Origin of the sequence: Vibrio sp. Sgm 5 (assembly GCF_026241575.1) — a bacterium.
Classification (GTDB): domain Bacteria; phylum Pseudomonadota; class Gammaproteobacteria; order Enterobacterales; family Vibrionaceae; genus Vibrio; species Vibrio jasicida.
Genome location: NZ_JAPHPY010000004.1, coordinates 137,750 through 157,666 on the forward strand (window position 1 = coordinate 137,750; position 19,917 = coordinate 157,666).

General features: G+C 44.6%; 17 protein-coding genes. 10 read left to right on the top strand and 7 right to left on the bottom strand.

Annotation, left to right across the window (positions count from 1 at the left end; all coding sequences use genetic code 11):
- Positions 1–100: 100 nt before the first annotated feature.
- On the bottom strand, positions 101–1,771 hold the full coding sequence (locus OQJ86_RS03830; protein ID WP_265986567.1) for a SulP family inorganic anion transporter: 1,671 nt from the start codon (positions 1,769–1,771) through the stop codon (positions 101–103).
- A gap of 281 nt (positions 1,772–2,052) precedes the next feature.
- Here OQJ86_RS03830 and can point away from each other — a divergent pair, with 281 nt between their 5' ends.
- Positions 2,053–2,724, top strand: coding sequence for a carbonate dehydratase (gene can / locus OQJ86_RS03835; RefSeq protein WP_038870504.1), 672 nt, complete (start codon positions 2,053–2,055; stop codon positions 2,722–2,724).
- Positions 2,725–2,811: 87 nt separating this feature from the next.
- Here the strand turns inward: can and hpt are convergent, their stop codons facing one another.
- Positions 2,812–3,342, bottom strand: a complete 531-nt coding sequence (gene hpt, locus OQJ86_RS03840) for a hypoxanthine phosphoribosyltransferase (RefSeq protein WP_038870502.1) — start codon at positions 3,340–3,342, stop codon at positions 2,812–2,814.
- A gap of 320 nt (positions 3,343–3,662) precedes the next feature.
- Between hpt and opaR the strand changes: the two genes are divergently transcribed.
- Positions 3,663–4,280 (top strand): transcriptional regulator OpaR, encoded by a 618-nt coding sequence (gene opaR, locus OQJ86_RS03845; protein WP_038870500.1) that lies wholly within the window; start codon positions 3,663–3,665, stop codon positions 4,278–4,280.
- Positions 4,281–4,500: 220 nt separating this feature from the next.
- On the opposite strand, the gene lpdA is transcribed toward opaR, so the two are convergent.
- From lpdA to ampD, 5 genes are all read right to left on the bottom strand, one after another.
- On the bottom strand, positions 4,501–5,931 hold the full coding sequence (gene lpdA, locus OQJ86_RS03850) for a dihydrolipoyl dehydrogenase (RefSeq protein ID WP_038870499.1): 1,431 nt from the start codon (positions 5,929–5,931) through the stop codon (positions 4,501–4,503).
- 243 nt (positions 5,932–6,174) lie between these two features.
- Positions 6,175–8,088, bottom strand: coding sequence for a pyruvate dehydrogenase complex dihydrolipoyllysine-residue acetyltransferase (aceF, locus tag OQJ86_RS03855; RefSeq protein WP_265986570.1), 1,914 nt, complete (start codon positions 8,086–8,088; stop codon positions 6,175–6,177).
- 30 nt (positions 8,089–8,118) lie between these two features.
- Positions 8,119–10,782, bottom strand: coding sequence for a pyruvate dehydrogenase (acetyl-transferring), homodimeric type (aceE, locus tag OQJ86_RS03860; RefSeq protein WP_265986571.1), 2,664 nt, complete (start codon positions 10,780–10,782; stop codon positions 8,119–8,121).
- A 55-nt stretch (positions 10,783–10,837) separates the two neighbouring features.
- Complete coding sequence (gene pdhR / locus OQJ86_RS03865; RefSeq protein ID WP_038870493.1) at positions 10,838–11,605, bottom strand: pyruvate dehydrogenase complex transcriptional repressor PdhR; 768 nt, start codon at positions 11,603–11,605, stop codon at positions 10,838–10,840.
- Positions 11,606–12,009: 404 nt separating this feature from the next.
- Positions 12,010–12,561, bottom strand: a complete 552-nt coding sequence (gene ampD / locus OQJ86_RS03870; RefSeq protein ID WP_038870491.1) for a 1,6-anhydro-N-acetylmuramyl-L-alanine amidase AmpD — start codon at positions 12,559–12,561, stop codon at positions 12,010–12,012.
- 92 nt (positions 12,562–12,653) lie between these two features.
- On the opposite strand from ampD, the gene nadC reads away from it, so the two are divergent.
- The 8 genes from nadC (at position 12,654) to yacG (ending at position 19,743) form a co-directional block, all read left to right on the top strand.
- Positions 12,654–13,541, top strand: a complete 888-nt coding sequence (gene nadC, locus OQJ86_RS03875; protein WP_265986573.1) for a carboxylating nicotinate-nucleotide diphosphorylase — start codon at positions 12,654–12,656, stop codon at positions 13,539–13,541.
- Positions 13,542–13,805: 264 nt separating this feature from the next.
- Positions 13,806–14,219, top strand: coding sequence for a pilin (locus OQJ86_RS03880; RefSeq protein WP_039987783.1), 414 nt, complete (start codon positions 13,806–13,808; stop codon positions 14,217–14,219).
- Positions 14,220–15,905: a type IV-A pilus assembly ATPase PilB gene (gene pilB / locus OQJ86_RS03885; RefSeq protein ID WP_265986574.1), complete on the top strand. Its 1,686-nt coding sequence runs from the start codon at positions 14,220–14,222 to the stop codon at positions 15,903–15,905.
- Positions 15,906–15,936: 31 nt separating this feature from the next.
- Entirely contained in the window at positions 15,937–17,160 is a 1,224-nt protein-coding gene (locus OQJ86_RS03890) for a type II secretion system F family protein (protein ID WP_265986575.1), read from the top strand.
- A 71-nt stretch (positions 17,161–17,231) separates the two neighbouring features.
- Positions 17,232–18,101 (top strand): prepilin peptidase, encoded by an 870-nt coding sequence (locus tag OQJ86_RS03895; RefSeq protein ID WP_265986576.1) that lies wholly within the window; start codon positions 17,232–17,234, stop codon positions 18,099–18,101.
- Positions 18,102–18,716 carry a dephospho-CoA kinase gene (coaE, locus tag OQJ86_RS03900; protein WP_265986577.1) on the top strand — a complete coding sequence of 205 codons (615 nt, stop codon included), beginning with the start codon at positions 18,102–18,104 and terminating at the stop codon, positions 18,714–18,716.
- 27 nt (positions 18,717–18,743) lie between these two features.
- Positions 18,744–19,484, top strand: coding sequence for a cell division protein ZapD (gene zapD, locus OQJ86_RS03905; protein ID WP_038870479.1), 741 nt, complete (start codon positions 18,744–18,746; stop codon positions 19,482–19,484).
- A gap of 64 nt (positions 19,485–19,548) precedes the next feature.
- Positions 19,549–19,743: a DNA gyrase inhibitor YacG gene (gene yacG, locus OQJ86_RS03910; RefSeq protein ID WP_038870477.1), complete on the top strand. Its 195-nt coding sequence runs from the start codon at positions 19,549–19,551 to the stop codon at positions 19,741–19,743.
- The last annotated feature ends 174 nt before the right edge of the window (positions 19,744–19,917 follow it).

Sequence of the window (19,917 nt, forward strand, 5' to 3'; positions counted from 1 at the left end):
TAGAAATACCTATCTTTTATGATTCTTAATCACTCAATCTAAAAACAATAAAAAAGCGCTCCCAGAACCCCAGCAGCGCTTAGTTAATAGAGACTGTTGATTAAAGCGTCAGCATTTGATGCTCATCAGTTTCAACATGCCTGATAGCCGCATTGAGCGCTTCATAGCGGAACTTGTATGTATTCGCATCCGGCACTAAATCAATCACATGGAATTTCTCTAGTTGCTCACGAGTACGTTGGTTAGGACACAACAAGTACACTTCACAGTTCGCGTCTAAAGCATCTTTAATGGCGTTTTCCAAAGCCAAGCCGACCGTCACATCAATCATAGGGACATCTGTTAAGTCGAGGATTATGACTTCATAGTCAGAAATGCTCGAGTGTTGACGAGAGATCGCTTTAGAAACACTAAAGATCATCGGACCGGACAGATAGAAGAACAACACTTTACCATTAGCTCTGTCCAACAAGCCTCTTTCGCTATCGGTTAGTGGTACATCGTCTTCATCAGCATCACTGATGGCTTTAACTTGGCGTGCTTGCTCACGACTCAAGCGTTCAATGATGATGATATTAGAAATAAAGACTCCTAGCCCTACAGCAACAATCAAATCGACAAATACTGTCAGCAGCATGACGCCATACATGACCGCCATACCCGGAAAGCTCACCTTATGGGCACGTTGGATAAAACTCCAATCCAGAATATTAAAGCCAACATAAACCGCAATACCGGCCAATACCGCCATCGGAATGGGTTCAGTCAACCCGCTAGCGACAAGCACGACTAAAGCGAGAATCAAAGCACGAATCACACCGGATAACGGTGAGCGAGCGCCAACTTGGATGTTGGTCACCGTTCCCATCGTCGCCCCCGCACCTGGCAGAGCGCCAAACAGCCCAGAAATCATGTTCGCCAAACCTTGGCCACGCAGTTCCTTGTCTGAATCATGCTCTTTACGCGTGAGTGAGTCACCAATAACCGCTGTCAACAAGGTATCAATACAACCTAACGTACCCAATACCAATGCATCGATAACCATTTCGGTAAACATCGCAGGATCGATATATGGCACCACCAAAGAAGGTAAACCTGCTGGGATTTCACCAATTCGGCGAATATCATCGGCATCAAAGACAAGGACAGAAAGTAACGTTACCGCCACAAGAGCCACCAGCTGCGCTGGCACGTATCTGCGATATTGCTTAGGGAAGAAGAACAAGATACCCAACGTCAACAAACCTAAAAACAGTTCGCTGAACTTAAGATTAGAAATCGTATCTGGCAGAGCCGATAGTGTCCCTATCACACCGCCAGATGGCGCAGCATGGCCAAGTAAAGGCGACAACTGCAAGATAATGAGAATGACACCAATACCCGACATAAAGCCGGAGATAACACTGTATGGCATTAACGTTACGTATTTACCAAGCTTTAATGTACCGAGCACAATTTGGAACGCGCCCGCCATCATCACCACGGTAAAGGTCATGGCCATGCCCGTTTCTGGGTATTTGGCCATCATACTGGTTAATACCGCTGTCATGATCACCGTCATGGGACCGGTTGGCTCAGAAATAAGTGTATTGGAGCCACCAAACAGTGAAGCAAATAACCCCACCATGATCGCGCCCCATAAACCAGCTTCTGCACCAGCTCCTGAAGCCACACCAAATGCTAATGCGAGAGGAAGTGAAATGATGGCCGTTGTGACACCACCAAACAGATCCCCTTTGAGGTTGATATCCTTAAAGCGACTACCGAACACGAATTTGCTCCCTGCATTAAAAAGACAAAATGCCATCAATCTAACAAATATTTCGCTAAAGAAATAAACGAAAAAAAGCCACGACCAAATTGGGCTTATTTGCTTACTGAATGATGGCTGCATATTTTATGATTTTCACAGCGAGAACTAGTCAGATGAGTCATCTTGAATGAATATTTAACGGGATCGAAATTGTAACATTGTGTATAGTTACAGCGCTGATCGCTTAGTAAGCACTAGGGAGTGGTTGGTTTTTTTAATTTTAGGGAAGTAGATGTCAGATGCCGGAAATTAAACAATTATTCGAAAATAACTCGAAATGGTCAGAAGAAATAAAATCTGATCGTCCAGAATATTTCGCAAAACTAGCGGAAGGTCAGAAACCAGACTTTCTTTGGATTGGTTGTTCAGACAGTCGCGTTCCAGCAGAGCGACTAACGGGACTTTTCTCAGGCGAGTTATTTGTTCACCGAAACGTTGCTAACCAGGTCATCCACACCGACCTAAACTGCCTCTCTGTCGTGCAATACGCCGTCGACGTACTCAAAGTAAAGCACATCATCGTTTGTGGTCATTATGGTTGTGGTGGTGTGAATGCCGCAATTGATAACCCTCAACTCGGCCTTATCAACAACTGGTTACTTCACATCCGTGATCTTTACTTTAAGCACCGCGCTTACCTTGACCAAATGCCCCTTGACGATCGCGCCGATAAACTAGGTGAAATCAACGTAGCCGAGCAAGTATATAACTTGGGTAACTCAACCATCATGCAAAACGCATGGGAACGCGGTCAGGATGTTGAAATTCATGGAGTGGTGTACGGCATTGAAGATGGTCGTCTTGAGTACTTAGGGATTCGTTCAAATTCAAAAGAGACCGTGGAAGCGTCTTACCAAAAAGCGCTCTCGACCATTCTTAACGATGACAACAAATTGTTATGTCGCGATTAATCATCACAAATAAATCGTCAACAAGATAAATAAAAAACGCCCATTTCAGATGGGCGTTTTTTTTAATTCTAAAACTGGCGACAGAAATTATTCCTGCGGAACCACTTTACCAATAAATGGTAGGTGACGATATTTCTGAGCGTAATCAATACCAACACCAACAACAAACTCATCTGGAATAGAGAAACCAGCCCAATCAACCGGAACTTCTACTTCACGGCGAGATGGCTTATCAAGCAGCGTACAGATAGCGATAGATTTTGGTTCACGTAGAGACAGGATTTCACTGATTTTGTTTAACGTGTTACCTGTATCAATGATGTCTTCTACGATCAGTACATCTTTGCCTTTAATGTCGTCATCAAGGTCTTTCAAGATACGTACATCACGTGAGCTTTCCATCGTGTTACCGTAGCTAGAAGCGGTCATAAAATCGACTTGGTGAGTCAGTTCGATAGCACGTGCTAAGTCAGCCATAAATACAAATGAACCACGTAGCAAACCAACCAATACCAAATCTTCACTGCCTTGGTAATGTTCTGTAATTTGCTTACCTAATTCACGAATTCGATCCTGAACTTCTTGCTCAGAAATCATCACTTCTATTGTATGTTTCATACTGTGCTCAATTTTCTTTGTGGGTTGAGGTTGGTCGTACGCAAACGATCACCTTATCTTGCGGCGTGTAGTGTAACACCCCACTCAGTAGGTGGAAAGTCGCATCCCATTCCATTGAATTCTTGGATGAAAGTCTTAGTTTTCGGATTTATCTAGTTGAATGAATCATCAATAATGACATTACTGTCTATAAATTGGGCATCAGATGTTGACCTTGCACATATGCACCATTACACTCATCAATGCTTTAAGCAACTATTAAAATAATCAATTAGGGGGTTACCCCCAAATAATATCAACTCAATGGCAAGGAAAAGAATATGGACTCAATAGCTAAGAGACCTCGCACTAGGCTTTCCCCTTTAAAACGTAAACAGCAACTAATGGAAATCGCTCTTGAAGTGTTTGCTCGTCGCGGCATTGGCCGTGGTGGTCACGCAGACATTGCTGAGATTGCACAAGTTTCTGTTGCAACAGTATTTAATTACTTCCCAACTCGTGAAGATTTGGTTGATGAAGTACTGAACCACGTTGTACGTCAGTTCTCAAACTTCCTATCGGATAACATCGACTTAGACCTTCACGCACGTGAAAACATCGCCAACATCACAAACGCAATGATCGAACTTGTTAGCCAAGATTGTCACTGGCTAAAAGTATGGTTCGAATGGAGCGCATCAACACGTGATGAAGTATGGCCATTGTTCGTGACAACTAACCGCACTAACCAACTGTTGGTGCAAAACATGTTCATTAAAGCAATTGAACGTGGGGAAGTTTGTGACCAACATGAACCGGAACACTTGGCGAATCTGTTCCACGGTATTTGTTACTCTATTTTCGTTCAAGCAAACCGCTCTAAGAGCGAAGCAGAGCTAACGAACCTAGTAAGCGCATATTTAGATATGCTATGCATCTACAACCGTGAACATCACTAAAAAATAATTAGGCTTAAAAAAGCAAAGGCTGATACTTAGGTATTGGCCTTTTTTGTTTTCGGGAAACGGGAAATATTTTATCTTTCTGGGAACAAACTCTGCCAACTCGGTTTAGAGCCAATTGTCTTCGACTAACCTTCTAACGAACACCTCTCAAGCTCCGCGCACAAAAAAACCGCTGACGAATCAGCGGTTTTTATCATTCAACGTTCAAGAAAAATTACTTTTTCTTTTTAACTGCTTTTTTGTTTGGCAGGTCAGTGATTGAACCTTCAAATACTTCAGCAGCTAGACCCACAGACTCGTGTAGAGTTGGGTGAGCGTGGATAGTAAGTGCGATATCTTCCGCATCACAACCCATCTCGATCGCTAGGCCGATTTCACCAAGTAGTTCACCACCGTTAGTACCAACGATAGCACCACCGATTACGCGGTGAGTTTCTTTATCGAAGATTAGCTTAGTCATACCGTCTGCACAGTCAGACGCGATTGCACGACCTGATGCTGCCCATGGGAATGTTGCCACTTCGTAGTTGATGCCTTCTGCTTTCGCTTCTTTCTCTGTCTTACCAACCCATGCAACTTCTGGCTCAGTGTAAGCGATTGAAGGAATAACTTTAGGATCGAAGTAGTGCTTCTTACCAGAGATAACTTCTGCGGCTACGTGGCCTTCATGCACACCTTTGTGAGCAAGCATTGGTTGACCAACAACATCACCGATCGCGTGGATATGAGGAACGTTAGTACGCATTTGCTTATCAACGTTGATAAAGCCACGCTCGTCCACTTCAATACCCGCTTTTTCAGCATCGATAAGAGCACCGTTTGGTACACGACCGATAGCAACAAGAACGGCATCGTAGCGCTCAGCTTCTGCTGGTGCTTTTTTGCCTTCCATTGAAACGTAGATACCGTCTTCTTTCGCTTCAACTGCAGTTACTTTCGTCTCAAGCATTAGCTTGAACTTGTCTTTAATACGCTTAGTGAAGACTTTAACGATGTCTTTATCCGCCGCTGGGATAACTTGGTCAAACATCTCTACTACGTCTACTTTAGAACCTAGAGAGTGGTAAACCGTACCCATTTCTAGACCGATGATACCACCGCCCATGATAAGCAGTTTTTCTGGTACTTCTTTCAGCTCTAGCGCATCCGTTGAATCCCAAATACGTGGGTCTTCATGAGGGATGAATGGTAGTTTGATTGGACGAGAACCCGCAGCGATGATTGCGTTGTCGAAGTTAACTGTTGTTGCTTCACCTTCGCCCTCAACTAGGATGCTGTTAGGACCAGTGAACTTACCGAAACCGTTAACAACCGTTACGTTACGCATCTTAGCCATACCGCTAAGACCACCTGTCAGTTGGTTTACAACTTTCTCTTTCCAGATACGGATTTTGCTGATGTCTGTTTGTGGTTCGCCAAACACAACACCGTGCTCAGCCATCGCTTTCGCTTCTTCGATAACTTTTGAAACGTGAAGAAGTGCTTTAGATGGAATACAACCAACGTTTAGACATACACCGCCAAGAGTGCTGTAACGTTCAACTAGTACTGTTTCTAGACCTAAATCCGCACAACGGAATGCAGCTGAGTAACCAGCAGGACCAGAACCAAGTACAACAACTTGGGCTTTAATTTCTTTGCTCATTGTGACCTCTTGTAGTCATTATCCCTAACAGGCTGAGTAGATGTTCTTAAATTATTAGGCTTTCAAACGGTCAATATTTTACAGAGATGTTAACAGTGTGAAAGCAGCTTTAAGTTAGCCTGTGAGCTAGACAACAATTCATCTTTCAGTTTCTGAACGATGGAAGAAATTGTCGTCTAAAAATAGTCTTTTATATAAAGAATTAAGGTGACCCGAAAGTCACCTTAACTATTACTTTCTCAATTACAGTACTAGACGACGAATGTCTGATAGTGCACCGTTTAGGAAAGTAATGAAGCGCGCACCTTCCGCACCATCAATCACACGGTGATCGTACGATAGAGACAGTGGAAGCTGTAGACGTGGTTCGAACTCTTTACCGTTCCACACTGGCTTCATTTCAGATTTAGATACACCTAGGATACCAACTTCTGGAGCATTTACGATTGGCGTAAATGCTGTACCACCGATACCGCCAAGGCTAGAGATTGTGAAACAACCGCCTTGCATATCAGCTGCAGTTAGCTTACCAGCACGTGCTTTCTTCGATACTACCATCAATTCTTCAGATAGCTCGTAGATGCCTTTCTTGTTCACGTCTTTAAATACAGGAACAACAAGGCCGTTTGGCGTATCGACTGCGATACCTACGTTCACGTACTTCTTAAGAATGATGCTTTCGCCATCTTCAGAAAGTGAAGAGTTAAACGCTGGGAATGCTTCTAGTGCTTTCGCTACCGCTTTCATGATGAACACAAGAGGAGTGATCTTCATACCAGTGTCTTTCTTCGCTTCGATTGCGTTCTGTTCTTTACGGAATGCTTCTAGCTCAGTGATGTCTGCGTTATCCCACTGTGTAACGTGAGGGATCATTACCCAGTTACGGTGTAGGTTTGCACCAGAGATCTTCTTGATCTTAGACAGCTTCTGAACTTCAGTTTCGCCGAACTTGCTGAAGTCAACTTTTGGCCAAGGTAGTAGACCAAGTGCTGCACCGTCGCCTTTGCCAGATGCTGCTGCACCTGCGCCAGACTCAAGACGCTTAAGCGCATCTTTCACGTAGTTTTGAACGTCTTCTTTTAGGATACGGCTCTTACGACCAGAACCTTTAACCTTAGATAGGTTTACGCCAAACTCACGAGCTAGACGACGAACAACTGGAGACGCATGCGCGTATTCGTTGTTTTCTTGGAAATCGTTCGCTGCAGGTGCCGCCGCTGGAGCTTCAGCTTTTGGTGCAGGAGCTGCTGCTGGAGCAGGTGCTGCCGCTTGAGCAGGTGCTGCCGCTTGAGCAGGTGCTGCGCCTTCAACAACGAAAGTCATGATTAGAGAGCCAGTCGTTACTTTGTCGCCTTCAGCAATCTTGATCTCTTTAACTGTACCTGCGAATGGTGCAGGTACTTCCATAGAAGCTTTGTCGCCTTCTACAGTAATTAGAGATTGCTCTTCTTCTACTGTATCGCCAACTTTAACCATGATCTCAGTAACTTCTACTTCGTCACCACCGATATCTGGAACGTTAACTTCTTTGTCCGCAGCTACCGCAGGAGCCGCAGCAGGTGCTGCTGGCGCTTCAACCGCAGCAGGAGCTGGAGCCGCTGCGCCTGAGCCAGCCACCTCAAATACCATCACAAGAGAGCCAGTTGTTACTGAATCGCCTTCAGCAATCTTGATCTCTTTAACCGTACCTGCAAATGGTGCTGGTACTTCCATAGAAGCTTTGTCGCCTTCTACAGTTAGAAGTGATTGCTCTTCTTCTACTGCATCGCCAACTTTAACCATGATCTCAGTAACTTCTACTTCGTCGCCACCGATATCAGGAACGTGAACTTCTTTTAGTTCTGCTGCCGCAGCCGCTGCTGCTGGAGCTGGAGCTGCTGCTGGAGCCGCTTCAGCCGCAGGAGCAGGTGCAGCGTCAGCTGCACCCTCGGCTTCGAAAATCATGATAAGAGAACCAGTTGTTACTGAATCGCCTTCTGCAACTTTGATTTCTTTTACGATACCTGCTTGAGACGCTGGAACTTCCATAGAAGCTTTGTCGCCTTCTACAGTGATCAGAGACTGTTCTTCTTCAACCTTGTCGCCAACGCTTACAAGAATCTCAGTAACTTCAACCTCATCCGCACCGATGTCAGGTACATTAATTTCGATTGCCATTGCTTATTTACCTTCTAGTTAAGCGCTGTATTAAGCGTAAAGTGGGTTTGTTTTTTCAGTGTCGATGTTGAACTTAGCAATTGCTTCAGAAACAACAGACTTCTCAACATCACCACGTTTCGCTAGTTCAGTTAGTGCTGCAACTACCACGTAGCCTGCATTAACTTCGAAGTGACGACGTAGGTTCTCACGGCTGTCTGAGCGACCGAAGCCGTCAGTACCAAGAACTTTGTAAGACTCAGTTGGCATGAATGCACGTACTTGCTCAGCGTAGTTCTTCATGTAATCCGTCGCAGCGATTGCTGGTTCGTTACCAAGAACAGTAGTGATGTAAGGCACTTTCGCTTCAGCTTCTGGGTGAAGCATGTTGTAACGCTCTGCATTTTGACCATCACGAGTTAGCTCGTTGAATGAAGTTACAGAGAACACGTCAGATGCTACGCCGTACTCTTCACTTAGGATAGTCGCTGCTTTACGTACTTCGTTCATGATAGTACCAGAGCTCATTAGCTGAACTTTACCCTTAGCACCTTCGTGAGACTCAAGCTTGTAAATACCTTTACGGATGCCTTCTTCAGCGCCTTCTGGCATTGCTGGCATTGAGTAGTTTTCATTCATTACTGTTAGGTAGTAGTAAATGTTTTCTTGCTCAGGACCGTACATACGACGGATACCATCTTGCATGATTACTGCTAGCTCGTAAGCGAATGTTGGGTCGTAAGAGATACAGTTCGGGATAGTGTTCGCTTGAATGTGCGAGTGACCATCTTCGTGCTGTAGACCTTCACCGTTTAGTGTTGTACGACCAGCTGTAGCACCTAGTAGGAAGCCACGAGCTTGTTGGTCACCTGCTAGCCATGCCATGTCACCAATACGTTGGAAACCGAACATTGAGTAGTAGATGTAGAACGGGATCATTGGCAGATCGTTTGTGCTGTAAGAAGTAGCAGCAGCAACCCAAGATGCCATTGAACCTAGTTCGTTGATACCTTCTTGAAGAACTTGACCTGACGTTGCTTCTTTGTAGTAAGAAACGATGCCTTTATCTTCAGGTGTGTATTCTTGACCGTCTGGGTTGTAGATACCCACTTGACGGAATAGACCTTCCATACCGAACGTACGCGCTTCATCACAGATGATAGGAACGATGTTCTTACCGATGTTCTTGTCTTTAAGCAGGATGTTCAACGTACGTACGTAAGCCATAGTCGTTGAGATTTCACGCTTCTGAGCACCAAGTAGAGGAGCAAACTCTTCTAGCTCTGGTACTTTGAACTCTTGTGTGAACTTAGGTAGACGCTGTGGCGTGTAACCTTTCAGTGCTTTACGACGAGCATGTAGGTATTCGTACTCAGCAGAACCTTCTTCCAGTTTTAGGTAAGGCAGTTCAGCTACTTTCTCATCAGAAAGGATGTCTTGTAGACCTAGACGATCACGTAGGTATTGTACGTGAGTCATGTCCATCTTCTTAACACCGTGAGCGATGTTCTTACCTTCAGCCGCTTCACCCATGCCGTAACCTTTAACAGTCTTAGCTAGGATTACCGTTGGCTTACCACCTGTCTCTTTTGCATTGTTGAATGCAGCAAACAGTTTAGAAGAATCGTGACCACCACGCTTCAGTTCGAAGATTTGGTCATCAGTCATGTCTGCAACTAGTGCAGCAGTCTCAGGGTACTTACCAAAGAAGTGCTCACGTACGTATGCGCCATCTTTAGATTTGAATGTTTGGTAGTCGCCATCGATCGTTTCGTTCATAAGCTGTAGTAGCTTACCAGTCGTATCTTTAGCTAGTAGTGCATCCCAGTTGTTACCCCAGATAACTTTAACTACGTTCCAACCTGCACCTTTGAATAGACCTTCAAGTTCTTGAATGATCTTACCGTTACCCATTACAGGGCCATCTAGACGCTGAAGGTTACAGTTGATTAGGAAACATAGGTTGTCTAGCTTCTCACGCGCAGCGAAAGAAATTGCACCACGTGATTCTGGCTCATCCATCTCACCGTCGCCTAGGAAAGCGTATACACGTTGAGCAGAAGTATCTTTAAGGCCACGGCCGTTTAGGTACTTAAGGAAACGTGCTTGGTAAATAGCAGAGATAGGACCAAGACCCATAGATACTGTTGGGAACTGCCAGAACTCAGGCATCAACTTAGGGTGTGGGTATGAAGGTACACCTTTACCGTCTACTTCTTGACGGAAGTTGTCTAGCTGCTCTTCAGTTAGACGGCCTTCAACGAACGCACGAGAGTAGATACCCGGTGAGATGTGGCCTTGGTAGTAAACTAGATCGCCACCGTCCGTCTCGTTTGGAGCACGGAAGAAGTGGTTGAAACAAACTTCGTAGAACGCTGCTGCTGACTGGTAAGAAGCCATGTGACCACCAAGGTCTAGGTCTTTCTTAGAAGCACGCAATACGATCATGATTGCGTTCCAGCGAATAATCGAACGAATACGACGCTCAAGAGTTACATCACCAGGGTAAGCTGGTTCTTGTGCTGCTGGAATAGTGTTGATGTAGTTTGTGTTGATGCCAGTTGGCATATCAACGCCGTCTAGACGTGCTTTTTCTAGAACGGTTTCTAGTAGAAACTGTGCACGTTCTACACCTTCTTCACGAACAACTGATTCAAGGGCTTGTAGCCAATCTTGAGTTTCCAGTGCATCTACGTCATGCTTCATGTCAGACATGGCGATCTATCCTTCTGTTGGTTGGATCTACTTATTTAAGTAAGCGGTTCTTGTATTAAGAATCGTTACCTTGCTGAATTCGACGCAGAGAACGCTCTCGTCGAGACTCTTCTCGAGTCAAATCCAACAATGTTTCTTCGATATAAGCTAAATGTGAGTGAGACATTTCACGCGCCTTTTCAGGCTGACCAGAAACAATCGCATCCACGATATTAGCTCTGTGTTTACTTACTTTATCGACCACTTCATCGCGGCGATGTAAGAGCTTTAGATTCTGTAGAACATTCTGCTCAAGCAAAGGCGCAAGGCTACGAACAATATGAAGGAGAACGACGTTGTGCGCTGCTTCGGTTAATGCAATCAAAAATTGCATTACTGCTGCCGCTTCTGCTTCAACGTTGCCGCCTTTTTGCTCTTCGCTGATTTGATTCAAGCATGCCTGAATACGAGCAAAATCTTCATCGGTACCACGTAATGCTGCAAAGTACGCTGAAATGCCTTCCATCGCATGGCGCGATTCAAGCAAGTCCAATTGCGTCTCTGAGTGGGTAGATAACAAATTCAGCAAAGGGTCTGAGAAACTCTTCCAGATGTTTTCACTTACGAATGTGCCACCGCCTTGACGACGAGTAAGCAGACGTTTCGCTTCCAAACGCTGAATGGCTTCACGGACAGATGGACGAGACACATCGAACTGCTTTGCGAGTTCGCGCTCTGGTGGCAATTGCTGCCCCGGAGAGAGTGTTCCTTCCACAATCAACCTTTCTAACTCTTGTTCAATAACATCAGAGAGTTTTGGCTGACGAATCCTTTGATAAGCCATAATTTATTGTTCTTCTACTCTTGCAGGTAATTGGTAATACCAATTTTAAGTTGGTGCAGAAATTAACATAATTAAAACGTGACTGTCCAGCCAAAAGTTGACCTAAATCATAGAATGGACTTACAACCAACACTTTGATAACAATCGACCATTAAAACAGCAATAAAATTGGTATGACCAATTACATAAACAAAACAGATGGGAAGTCTTCGTGCTAGTAAATTTGATCAACAAAAACAAAAAATGACAAAAAAACCGGGTCATTTTTTCGTCACGAACCGTTTTAACGCCCCAAAATGTCGTTAACTTTTAACAAGCCTTCATATTTCTTGTATCAAAAAAAGGCATACCTGAGTGTATGCCTTATTTATTTCTGTTTTTTGAATTTACACTTCTGCTACAAGTTAACTTTGTACTTGTTGTCTGAACTTGGCCCAGTCAAAGCTTAGCCCAGGATCGGCTTTTCTCAAGGGAGCGATATACTGATGCCCCGTAATTCTCGGCAAGGTAATTTTTGGGTAGGAATGCATAACGGATTGGGTCAATGCAGTAAGTGATTGATATTGCTCTTCTGTGTACGCAACAAACTCGGTGCCTTCCAACTCAATACCAATTGAATAGTCATTACAACGTTCACGGCCAGCGAAGCTAGATTGTCCGGCATGCCAAGCTCTGTCTAAAAAAGAAACAAACTGAACAATCTCGCCATCACGCTTAATTAAACAATGTGCCGAAACGCCCATTTTGTGAATTACTTCAAAAAATGGATGGGCATTGGGGTCAAGATTGCCGGTAAAAAAGTCCTCTATATAACATCCACCAAATTGACCCGGTGGCAAGCTGATGTTGTGCACCACCAGCAGAGAGATATCTTCTTTGTCTGAACGAGCATCAAAAAATGGCGAAGGGACATGCTTCGCTTGCGTCAACCAACCATTCTCGATTTTTAGGCACATATCAACCTCTCTACTTTGCAAATTAACTGCTGAAATTATTGACACCGGAGAGTATCATTCGTTGCCATCTCCCTTTCAAGACTAGATTTGCGATGAAGAACACACACAACAGCCAAGAACGCCTAGAATACCTTAAGCAACAACTTCCATTAGAAATCACTCGCGCCGTAGCCGATACCCTAAAAGAAGATCTAGGTGGCACATTGGATGCAGACAAAGACATCACCGCATCGCTTATCCCAGCTGACGCTATTAACACGGCAACCATCATCACTCGTGAACACGGTGTGTTTTGTGGTCAAGCATGGGCAGATGAAGTATTTAAACAGCTAGGTAGCAAAGTGACCATCGAGTGGCATGTAAAAGATGGCGACAAGGTTAAACCAAACCAAACACTTTGCACACTGACGGGTTCTGCTCGTGATTTGCTCACTGGCGAGCGCAACGCAATGAACTTTATTCAAACCCTTTCAGGTTGCGCGACCATTACCGCTGAATACGCAGAGAAAATTGCTCACACTGAATGCCGTCTATTAGATACACGTAAAACGATTCCAGGTTTACGTAGTGCGCTTAAATACGCAGTAGCTTGTGGCGGTGGTTTCAACCATCGTATCGGTGTGTTCGATGCCTACCTTATTAAAGAAAACCACATCATCGCTTGTGGTGGTATTACTCAAGCGATCACGACAGCAAAAGAGTTGAACCCTGGTAAACCAGTTGAAGTAGAAACCGAAAGCTTGGATGAGTTAAATGAAGCGATTGAAGCGGGTGCCGACATCATCATGCTCGACAACTTCACTACCGACATGATGCGTGAAGCGGTAGCGATCAACGCTGGTCGTGCGGCGTTAGAAAACTCAGGTAACGTCACTCTAGAAACCATCGCTGAATATGCAGAAACTGGCGTCAATTACATCTCGGTAGGTGCTCTGACTAAGCACCTAAAAGCGATGGACCTTTCGATGCGCTTTAAGTAAATAGAGTACCGACAACAATATTAACTTCCGAAAAGTCAGCATGTTGTAATCTGATTCACTAAATAGAGGGCCGCAAGGCTCTTTATTTTTATCCACTAAAAAAATAACACCCCTCGCAAAACCTTGCATGCAATATGCAACTTCAACCTAAAGATTTTTACCTCACTCGGAAGGCATCCCCTTGCTAGTTTCCACTTGTTTCTACTCTTTTTACTCTTCTGCTCCATGCATAAGCATTAACTAAATTTCTCTTAAGGAAACAAAATGAAAACGAATAAACAGAAGAAGCAGCAAGGTTTTACGCTGATTGAATTGATGATTGTGGTGGCAATTATTGGTGTACTGTCCGCAATTGCAGTCCCAGCATATAAAGATTATGTATCAAAAAGTGAGTTAGCATCTGGTTTTGCTACCATAAAATCAGTAATCACTCCTGCCGAATTATATATACAAGAAAATGGCGCTATATCTGGTGCAAGCCCTAGTGACCTAGGAGTATCTGCTGGTGCCAACAGCCTAGGAACACTATCTATCAGCGGCAATGCCGTTGTATTTACTCACAACAATGGGGCTGTATCTGGTGCGGCTTTCACATATAGCAGAGGTACTAGTTCCGGTTGGACATGTGCTTTGACAGGACAACCAACTGGGGTTGATGCACCAAAAGGTTGCTCGTAAGTGCTAACCAACCTCTCAACAGTTCTTCGCCAAGCAGGATTACTGACCTTTTCCCAAGAAGAACTGTTGCTTGAGCAAGCTAAAGCTTCTGGTATTTCGATGCCGGAGGCTTTGCTCAATTCTGGCTTTTTCCAATCCCATGAATTGACGGAGCACCTAAGCTCTGTTTTTGGGCTTTCTTGCACCTCTCTCAATCAGTACGAATACGCTTCGCTTTGCCAAACGTTGGGCTTACGTGATCTGATCACTCGCCATAATGCTCTGCCGCTCAATCGCAGTTCTTCGACTCTGATCTTGGCGGTAGCTGATCCGACTAATCTCCAAGCTGAAGATGACTTTCGTTTTGCGACAGGACTACAGGTTGAGCTTGTTCTTGCGGATTTTCGTGAACTCAGTGCGGCAATTAGGCGCTTATATGGTCGAGCACTAGGACAGGAAAAGTCCGGATTAAAAGAGATCAACCAAGATGAACTAGCAGGTCTGGTTGATATTGGTGCAGATGAAATCGACAACATCGAAGATCTCAGCCAAGACGAAGCGCCTGTCAGTCGTTACATTAATCAGATTTTGTTGGATGCCGTGCGTAAAGGCGCTTCGGATATTCACTTTGAACCCTACGAAAACATGTATCGAGTGCGCTTACGTTGCGATGGTATTCTCGTTGAAAGCCAACAACCACCGAGTCATTTAAGTCGTCGCTTATCAGCGCGTATTAAAATCTTATCCAAACTTGATATCGCCGAACGACGCTTACCGCAAGATGGTCGTATCAAGCTTAAGCTAAACCAAGATACTGCGATTGATATGCGCGTATCGACACTACCAACGCTATTTGGCGAAAAAATCGTATTACGTTTGCTCGACAGCAGCTCCGCCTCACTAAATATTGACCGCTTGGGTTACAGCGATGAGCAGAAGCAACTTTATCTGGATGCGCTAAAACGGCCACAAGGCATGATTTTAATGACAGGCCCGACGGGGAGTGGCAAAACCGTCTCGCTCTATACAGGGTTAAGTCTTCTAAACAAAACAGAGATCAATATCTCTACTGCGGAAGACCCCGTTGAAATTAACCTGCCTGGCATCAACCAAGTGCAAGTCCAGCCCAAAATTGGTCTTGGTTTTTCTGAAGCACTTCGTTCTTTCTTACGTCAGGATCCTGATGTGGTCATGGTGGGTGAGATCCGCGATCTAGATACGGCAGAAATCGCCATTAAAGCCTCACAAACTGGCCACTTAGTTCTGTCTACTCTGCACACCAACTCTGCCGCTGAAACCGTGATTCGCTTATCCAATATGGGGGTTGAGAGCTTTAACCTTGCTTCATCATTGAGCTTGATCATCGCTCAACGCTTGGCAAGAAAGCTATGCCCTCAGTGCAAACAACCTCAAGAACCGAATGCACAACTGCAACATATTGGCATCCACTCCACGGAAAACATCTTTCAAGCGAACCCAGATGGCTGTAACGAATGTACCCAAGGTTATTCTGGTCGAACCGGCATTTATGAAGTGATGCGCTTTGACGAGACGCTTTCCGAAGCACTAATCAAAGGCGCATCCGTTCATGAGTTAGAAAAACTTGCTATCAAAAACGGCATGCACACTTTACAAATGTCCGGTATAGAAAAACTTAAACAAGGCATCACCAGCATTAGCGAATTACAACGCGTTCTCTACTTCTGATCTTTACGTTTATTAGGCAGTCATCGATTCTATGAAAACTAACGCCCCACAACTTAAAAGTTTCCGCTGGAAAGGTACGAACAGCTCAGGGAAGAAAACCTCCGGACAAGTGTTAGCCATGACGGAAATTGAAGTGCGAGAACGCCTAGATGCTCAACACATCAAAATTAAGAAGCTTAAGAAAGGCAGTATTTCTTTTATCACGAAGCTGAGTCATCGAGTCAAAGGCAAAGACATTACGGTATTTACCCGTCAAATCGCTACCATGTTAATGACCGGCGTTCCCATCGTTCAAGCTCTGAAGCTTGTCTCAGAAAACCATAGAAAAGCTGAGATGAAATCAATACTGATGAGCGTAACACGAGCAGTAGAAGCAGGTACGCCGATGTCCAAAGCCATGCGAACCGCCAGCACGCATTTTGATCCACTCTATACTGATTTAATCGCAACCGGTGAGCAGTCAGGTAACTTACCTCAGGTATTTGAACGTCTGGCGACTTACCGAGAAAAAAGCGAACAATTAAAAGCAAAAGTTATCAAAGCACTCATCTATCCGGCGATGGTAGTTTTGGTCGCGCTAGGGGTCTCCTACCTCATGCTCACCAAAGTGATACCTGAGTTCGAAAAGATGTTTGTTGGCTTTGGCGCCGACCTGCCTGCATTTACTCAAATGGTCTTAAATCTTTCGGCATGGACACAAAATTGGGGGCCTTTTATTGGGCTCAGTGCATTAAGCTTATTTATTTCCTCCCGTATCTTGGCTAAACGTTCGGACTCTTTCCGATTATTGTTGGCTCGATCGAGCTTAAGATTTCCGATACTCGGCCCCGTCTTATCCAAAGCAGCGATTGCGAAATTCAGCCGTACTCTTGCAACCAGTTTTACCGCCGGTATCCCCATTTTGACAAGCTTAAAAACCACCTCTAAAACATCCGGTAATATGCATTATCAACTTGCCATCGAAGAGGTCTACCGAGATACCGCTGCGGGTATGCCAATGTACATCGCAATGCGCAATTGCAACGTATTCCCAGAATTGGTGCTGCAAATGGTAATGATCGGTGAAGAATCCGGACGTTTAGACGATATGCTCAACAAAATTGCCGCGATCTATGAGTTTGAAGTGGATAACACCGTCGACAATCTGAGTAAAATTTTAGAACCGTTGATCATTGTTTTTCTTGGGGTCGTCGTTGGCGGATTGGTCACAGCAATGTACTTACCAATCTTTAACTTAATGAGCGTATTGGGATAGAATGTTGCTTTAGCAAATTAATCCCATCAAAACAGCACTTTGCTATTTGATTCATCGTTCAAGAGACAGATATGGAAGTATTCCAGTACTACCCATGGCTATTCGTTGTATTTGCCACAATTTTTGGTTTGATCGTGGGTAGTTTCCTCAACGTGGTTATTTACCGCTTACCCAAGATCATGGAACTAGAATGGCGACGCGAGTGCGCTGAATCATTCCCTGAATACAAAATTGAAGCACCGAAGGAAACACTGACCTTAAGTGTCCCTCGTTCTTCCTGTCAACAGTGCGGAACGCCGATCCGCATTCGTGACAACATTCCTGTCATTAGCTGGCTGCTTCTGAAAGGAAAATGCCATAACTGTAAATCCTCGATCAGTGCTCGCTACCCTCTCATCGAATTGCTTACTTCTTTTGGTTCGGGTTTTATCGCGTTTCACTTCGGTTTTAGTTACTTCACTGTTGCGCTGGTTTTCTTTACCTTTGTACTGATTGCCGCCACGTTTATCGACCTCGATACTATGTTGCTACCAGACCAACTAACTCTGCCATTAATGTGGGCAGGTATTGCACTTGCATTGTCTGGCGTTAGTCCTGTTAACCTACAAGACGCCATCATTGGCGCGATGGCTGGTTACTTGTGTCTTTGGAGTGTTTACTGGGTATTTAAGCTTCTGACTGGCAAAGAGGGCATGGGCTATGGTGACTTCAAACTGCTTGCTGCCCTTGGTGCATGGTTAGGCTGGCAATCACTGCCGATGATCATTTTACTGTCGTCGGTTGTGGGCGTTATTTTCGGCCTGATACAACTGCGTTTACAAAAACAGGGTATCGAAAAAGCGTTCCCCTTTGGCCCTTACCTTGCGATTGCAGGTTGGGTGAGCCTTATTTGGGGTAACCAGATTCTAAACTGGTACTTCACGTCGATTCTAGGAGTGTAAATGGCTTTTGTTATTGGCCTAACAGGCGGCATTGCAAGCGGTAAAACCACCGTTGCAAACTTATTCAAACAGCAATTCAAAATAGACGTTGTTGACGCGGATATTGTAGCCCGCGAAGTCGTAGAACCGGGCTCTACTGGACTCAATGCGATCATTGAACATTTTGGTATTGATATTGTACGAGAAGACCAAAGCCTTGATAGAGCAAAATTAAGAGAGCAAATTTTTTCTAATCCGGACGAGAAAGCGTGGCTAAACGCCCTACTACATCCGATGATCCGCGAAAAAATGATCGAAGATTTAGAGCAAGTGGAGTCCGAGTATGCGCTACTGGTTGTTCCGCTCTTAATCGAAAACAAGCTTGATAGCCTGTGTGATCGAGTCCTTGTGGTTGATGTTGAACCGGAAACTCAAATCGCAAGAACGGTAAAACGTGATAATGTAAGTGAAGATCAAGCTCGTGCGATCTTAGCCTCACAAGCAACACAAGCGCAAAGACTCGCGATTGCGAATGATATGGTGAGAAATAACCCAAACGACCCTGATCTTTTGCTTCAAATCACAGATTTACACGAAAAGTACCTAGCCATGTGTAAGAAAAATCTGCGAAAATAGGAATGAAACTCACCAAGGCTTATGTCGATGACCACGCACAAATTTGAACATCCGTTAAATGAGAAAACTCGCATCTATCTGAGAGTTGAGTCTTTGCTGCGTCAGGCTCACCTAGCCTCTGGTTTTGCCGATAATCACCAATATCAATTGTTCTTCCGTGCGCTTTTCGACATGGTTGAAATCTTTGAGCAGATTCAATTGAAAAGTGAGTTGGCAAAAGATCTTGAGAAACAACGTTTAGCCTACCGAAATTGGCTGAACGTTGAAGGCGTCGATCAGCAAGCGTTAAGTGAGCTACTAAAAGAGATCGATGTGGTTCATAGCCAACTGATGACTGCTGAACGTTTCGGCCAAGCGTTGAAAGAAGATCGTTTTTTAAGCTCAATTCGCCAGCGCTTTAATCTTCCTGGTGGTTCTTGCTGTTTTGATTTGCCAGCCTTGCATTATTGGTTACACCTTCCTATCGAACGCAAAAAGCACGATGCAGCCCAATGGCAAGAGAGCTTAAAGCCGTTGTCCGATGCACTCGCTTTATGGCTAAAACTGACTCGCGAAACAGGCCACTTCAAAGCACAAATCGCTCGTGCAGGCTTCTTCCAAAGCGACGCTGATGAAGCGAATATCCTTCGTTTACACATCCCTATGGAATATGGCGTCTATCCGATGATTTCAGGCCATAAGAACCGCTTCGCGATTAAGTTTATGTCGTTTGAAAGTGGACAAGCTTGCACGCAAGACGTTGAGTTTGAACTCGCGGTTTGTAGCTAAAACCAACGCACACTATTATTTCTATACCCCCTTTGACACCTCAACATAATGGGACTCTTTAATCATGTCTAAAATTACTATCGTGCCATGCCCACAATGCGGTGCAGACGTAGAATGGGGAGAGCAAAGCCCTCACCGCCCTTTTTGTAGCAAGAAATGCCAAATGATTGATTTTGGCGAATGGGCTGACGAAGAAAACGCCATTGCTGGCGCACCGGATATGTCGGACAGCGATGGATGGTCTGAAGACCAGTACTAAAGAATTGAGAGGCTAGAGTCGAGAAACGAAAACTCTACACTTCGAGAATAGAGAGAGGGGTTGATGTGGAACATCAGCCCTTTTTATTTTTCGGGATTCGGTTCATTTTGTCTTTCTAAGGACAAGCTCTGCCAACAACCTTTCGAGGCCATACTTCTTGCACTAGCTACACCT

Excerpts from the sequence above, each read along its gene's own strand:
- opaR (WP_038870500.1), top strand. The coding sequence starts at position 3,663 with ATGGACTCAATAGCTAAGAGACCTCGCACTAGGCTTTCCCCTTTAAAA.
- nadC (WP_265986573.1), top strand. The coding sequence starts at position 12,654 with ATGAAGAACACACACAACAGCCAAGAACGCCTAGAATACCTTAAGCAA.
- aceE (WP_265986571.1), bottom strand. The coding sequence starts at position 10,782 with ATGTCTGACATGAAGCATGACGTAGATGCACTGGAAACTCAAGATTGG.
- OQJ86_RS03895 (WP_265986576.1), top strand. The coding sequence starts at position 17,232 with ATGGAAGTATTCCAGTACTACCCATGGCTATTCGTTGTATTTGCCACA.
- can (WP_038870504.1), top strand. The coding sequence starts at position 2,053 with ATGCCGGAAATTAAACAATTATTCGAAAATAACTCGAAATGGTCAGAA.
- yacG (WP_038870477.1), top strand. The coding sequence starts at position 19,549 with ATGTCTAAAATTACTATCGTGCCATGCCCACAATGCGGTGCAGACGTA.
- aceF (WP_265986570.1), bottom strand. The coding sequence starts at position 8,088 with ATGGCAATCGAAATTAATGTACCTGACATCGGTGCGGATGAGGTTGAA.
- pdhR (WP_038870493.1), bottom strand. The coding sequence starts at position 11,605 with ATGGCTTATCAAAGGATTCGTCAGCCAAAACTCTCTGATGTTATTGAA.
- OQJ86_RS03880 (WP_039987783.1), top strand. The coding sequence starts at position 13,806 with ATGAAAACGAATAAACAGAAGAAGCAGCAAGGTTTTACGCTGATTGAA.
- lpdA (WP_038870499.1), bottom strand. The coding sequence starts at position 5,931 with ATGAGCAAAGAAATTAAAGCCCAAGTTGTTGTACTTGGTTCTGGTCCT.
- coaE (WP_265986577.1), top strand. The coding sequence starts at position 18,102 with ATGGCTTTTGTTATTGGCCTAACAGGCGGCATTGCAAGCGGTAAAACC.
- zapD (WP_038870479.1), top strand. The coding sequence starts at position 18,744 with ATGACCACGCACAAATTTGAACATCCGTTAAATGAGAAAACTCGCATC.
- ampD (WP_038870491.1), bottom strand. The coding sequence starts at position 12,561 with ATGTGCCTAAAAATCGAGAATGGTTGGTTGACGCAAGCGAAGCATGTC.
- OQJ86_RS03890 (WP_265986575.1), top strand. The coding sequence starts at position 15,937 with ATGAAAACTAACGCCCCACAACTTAAAAGTTTCCGCTGGAAAGGTACG.
- hpt (WP_038870502.1), bottom strand. The coding sequence starts at position 3,342 with ATGAAACATACAATAGAAGTGATGATTTCTGAGCAAGAAGTTCAGGAT.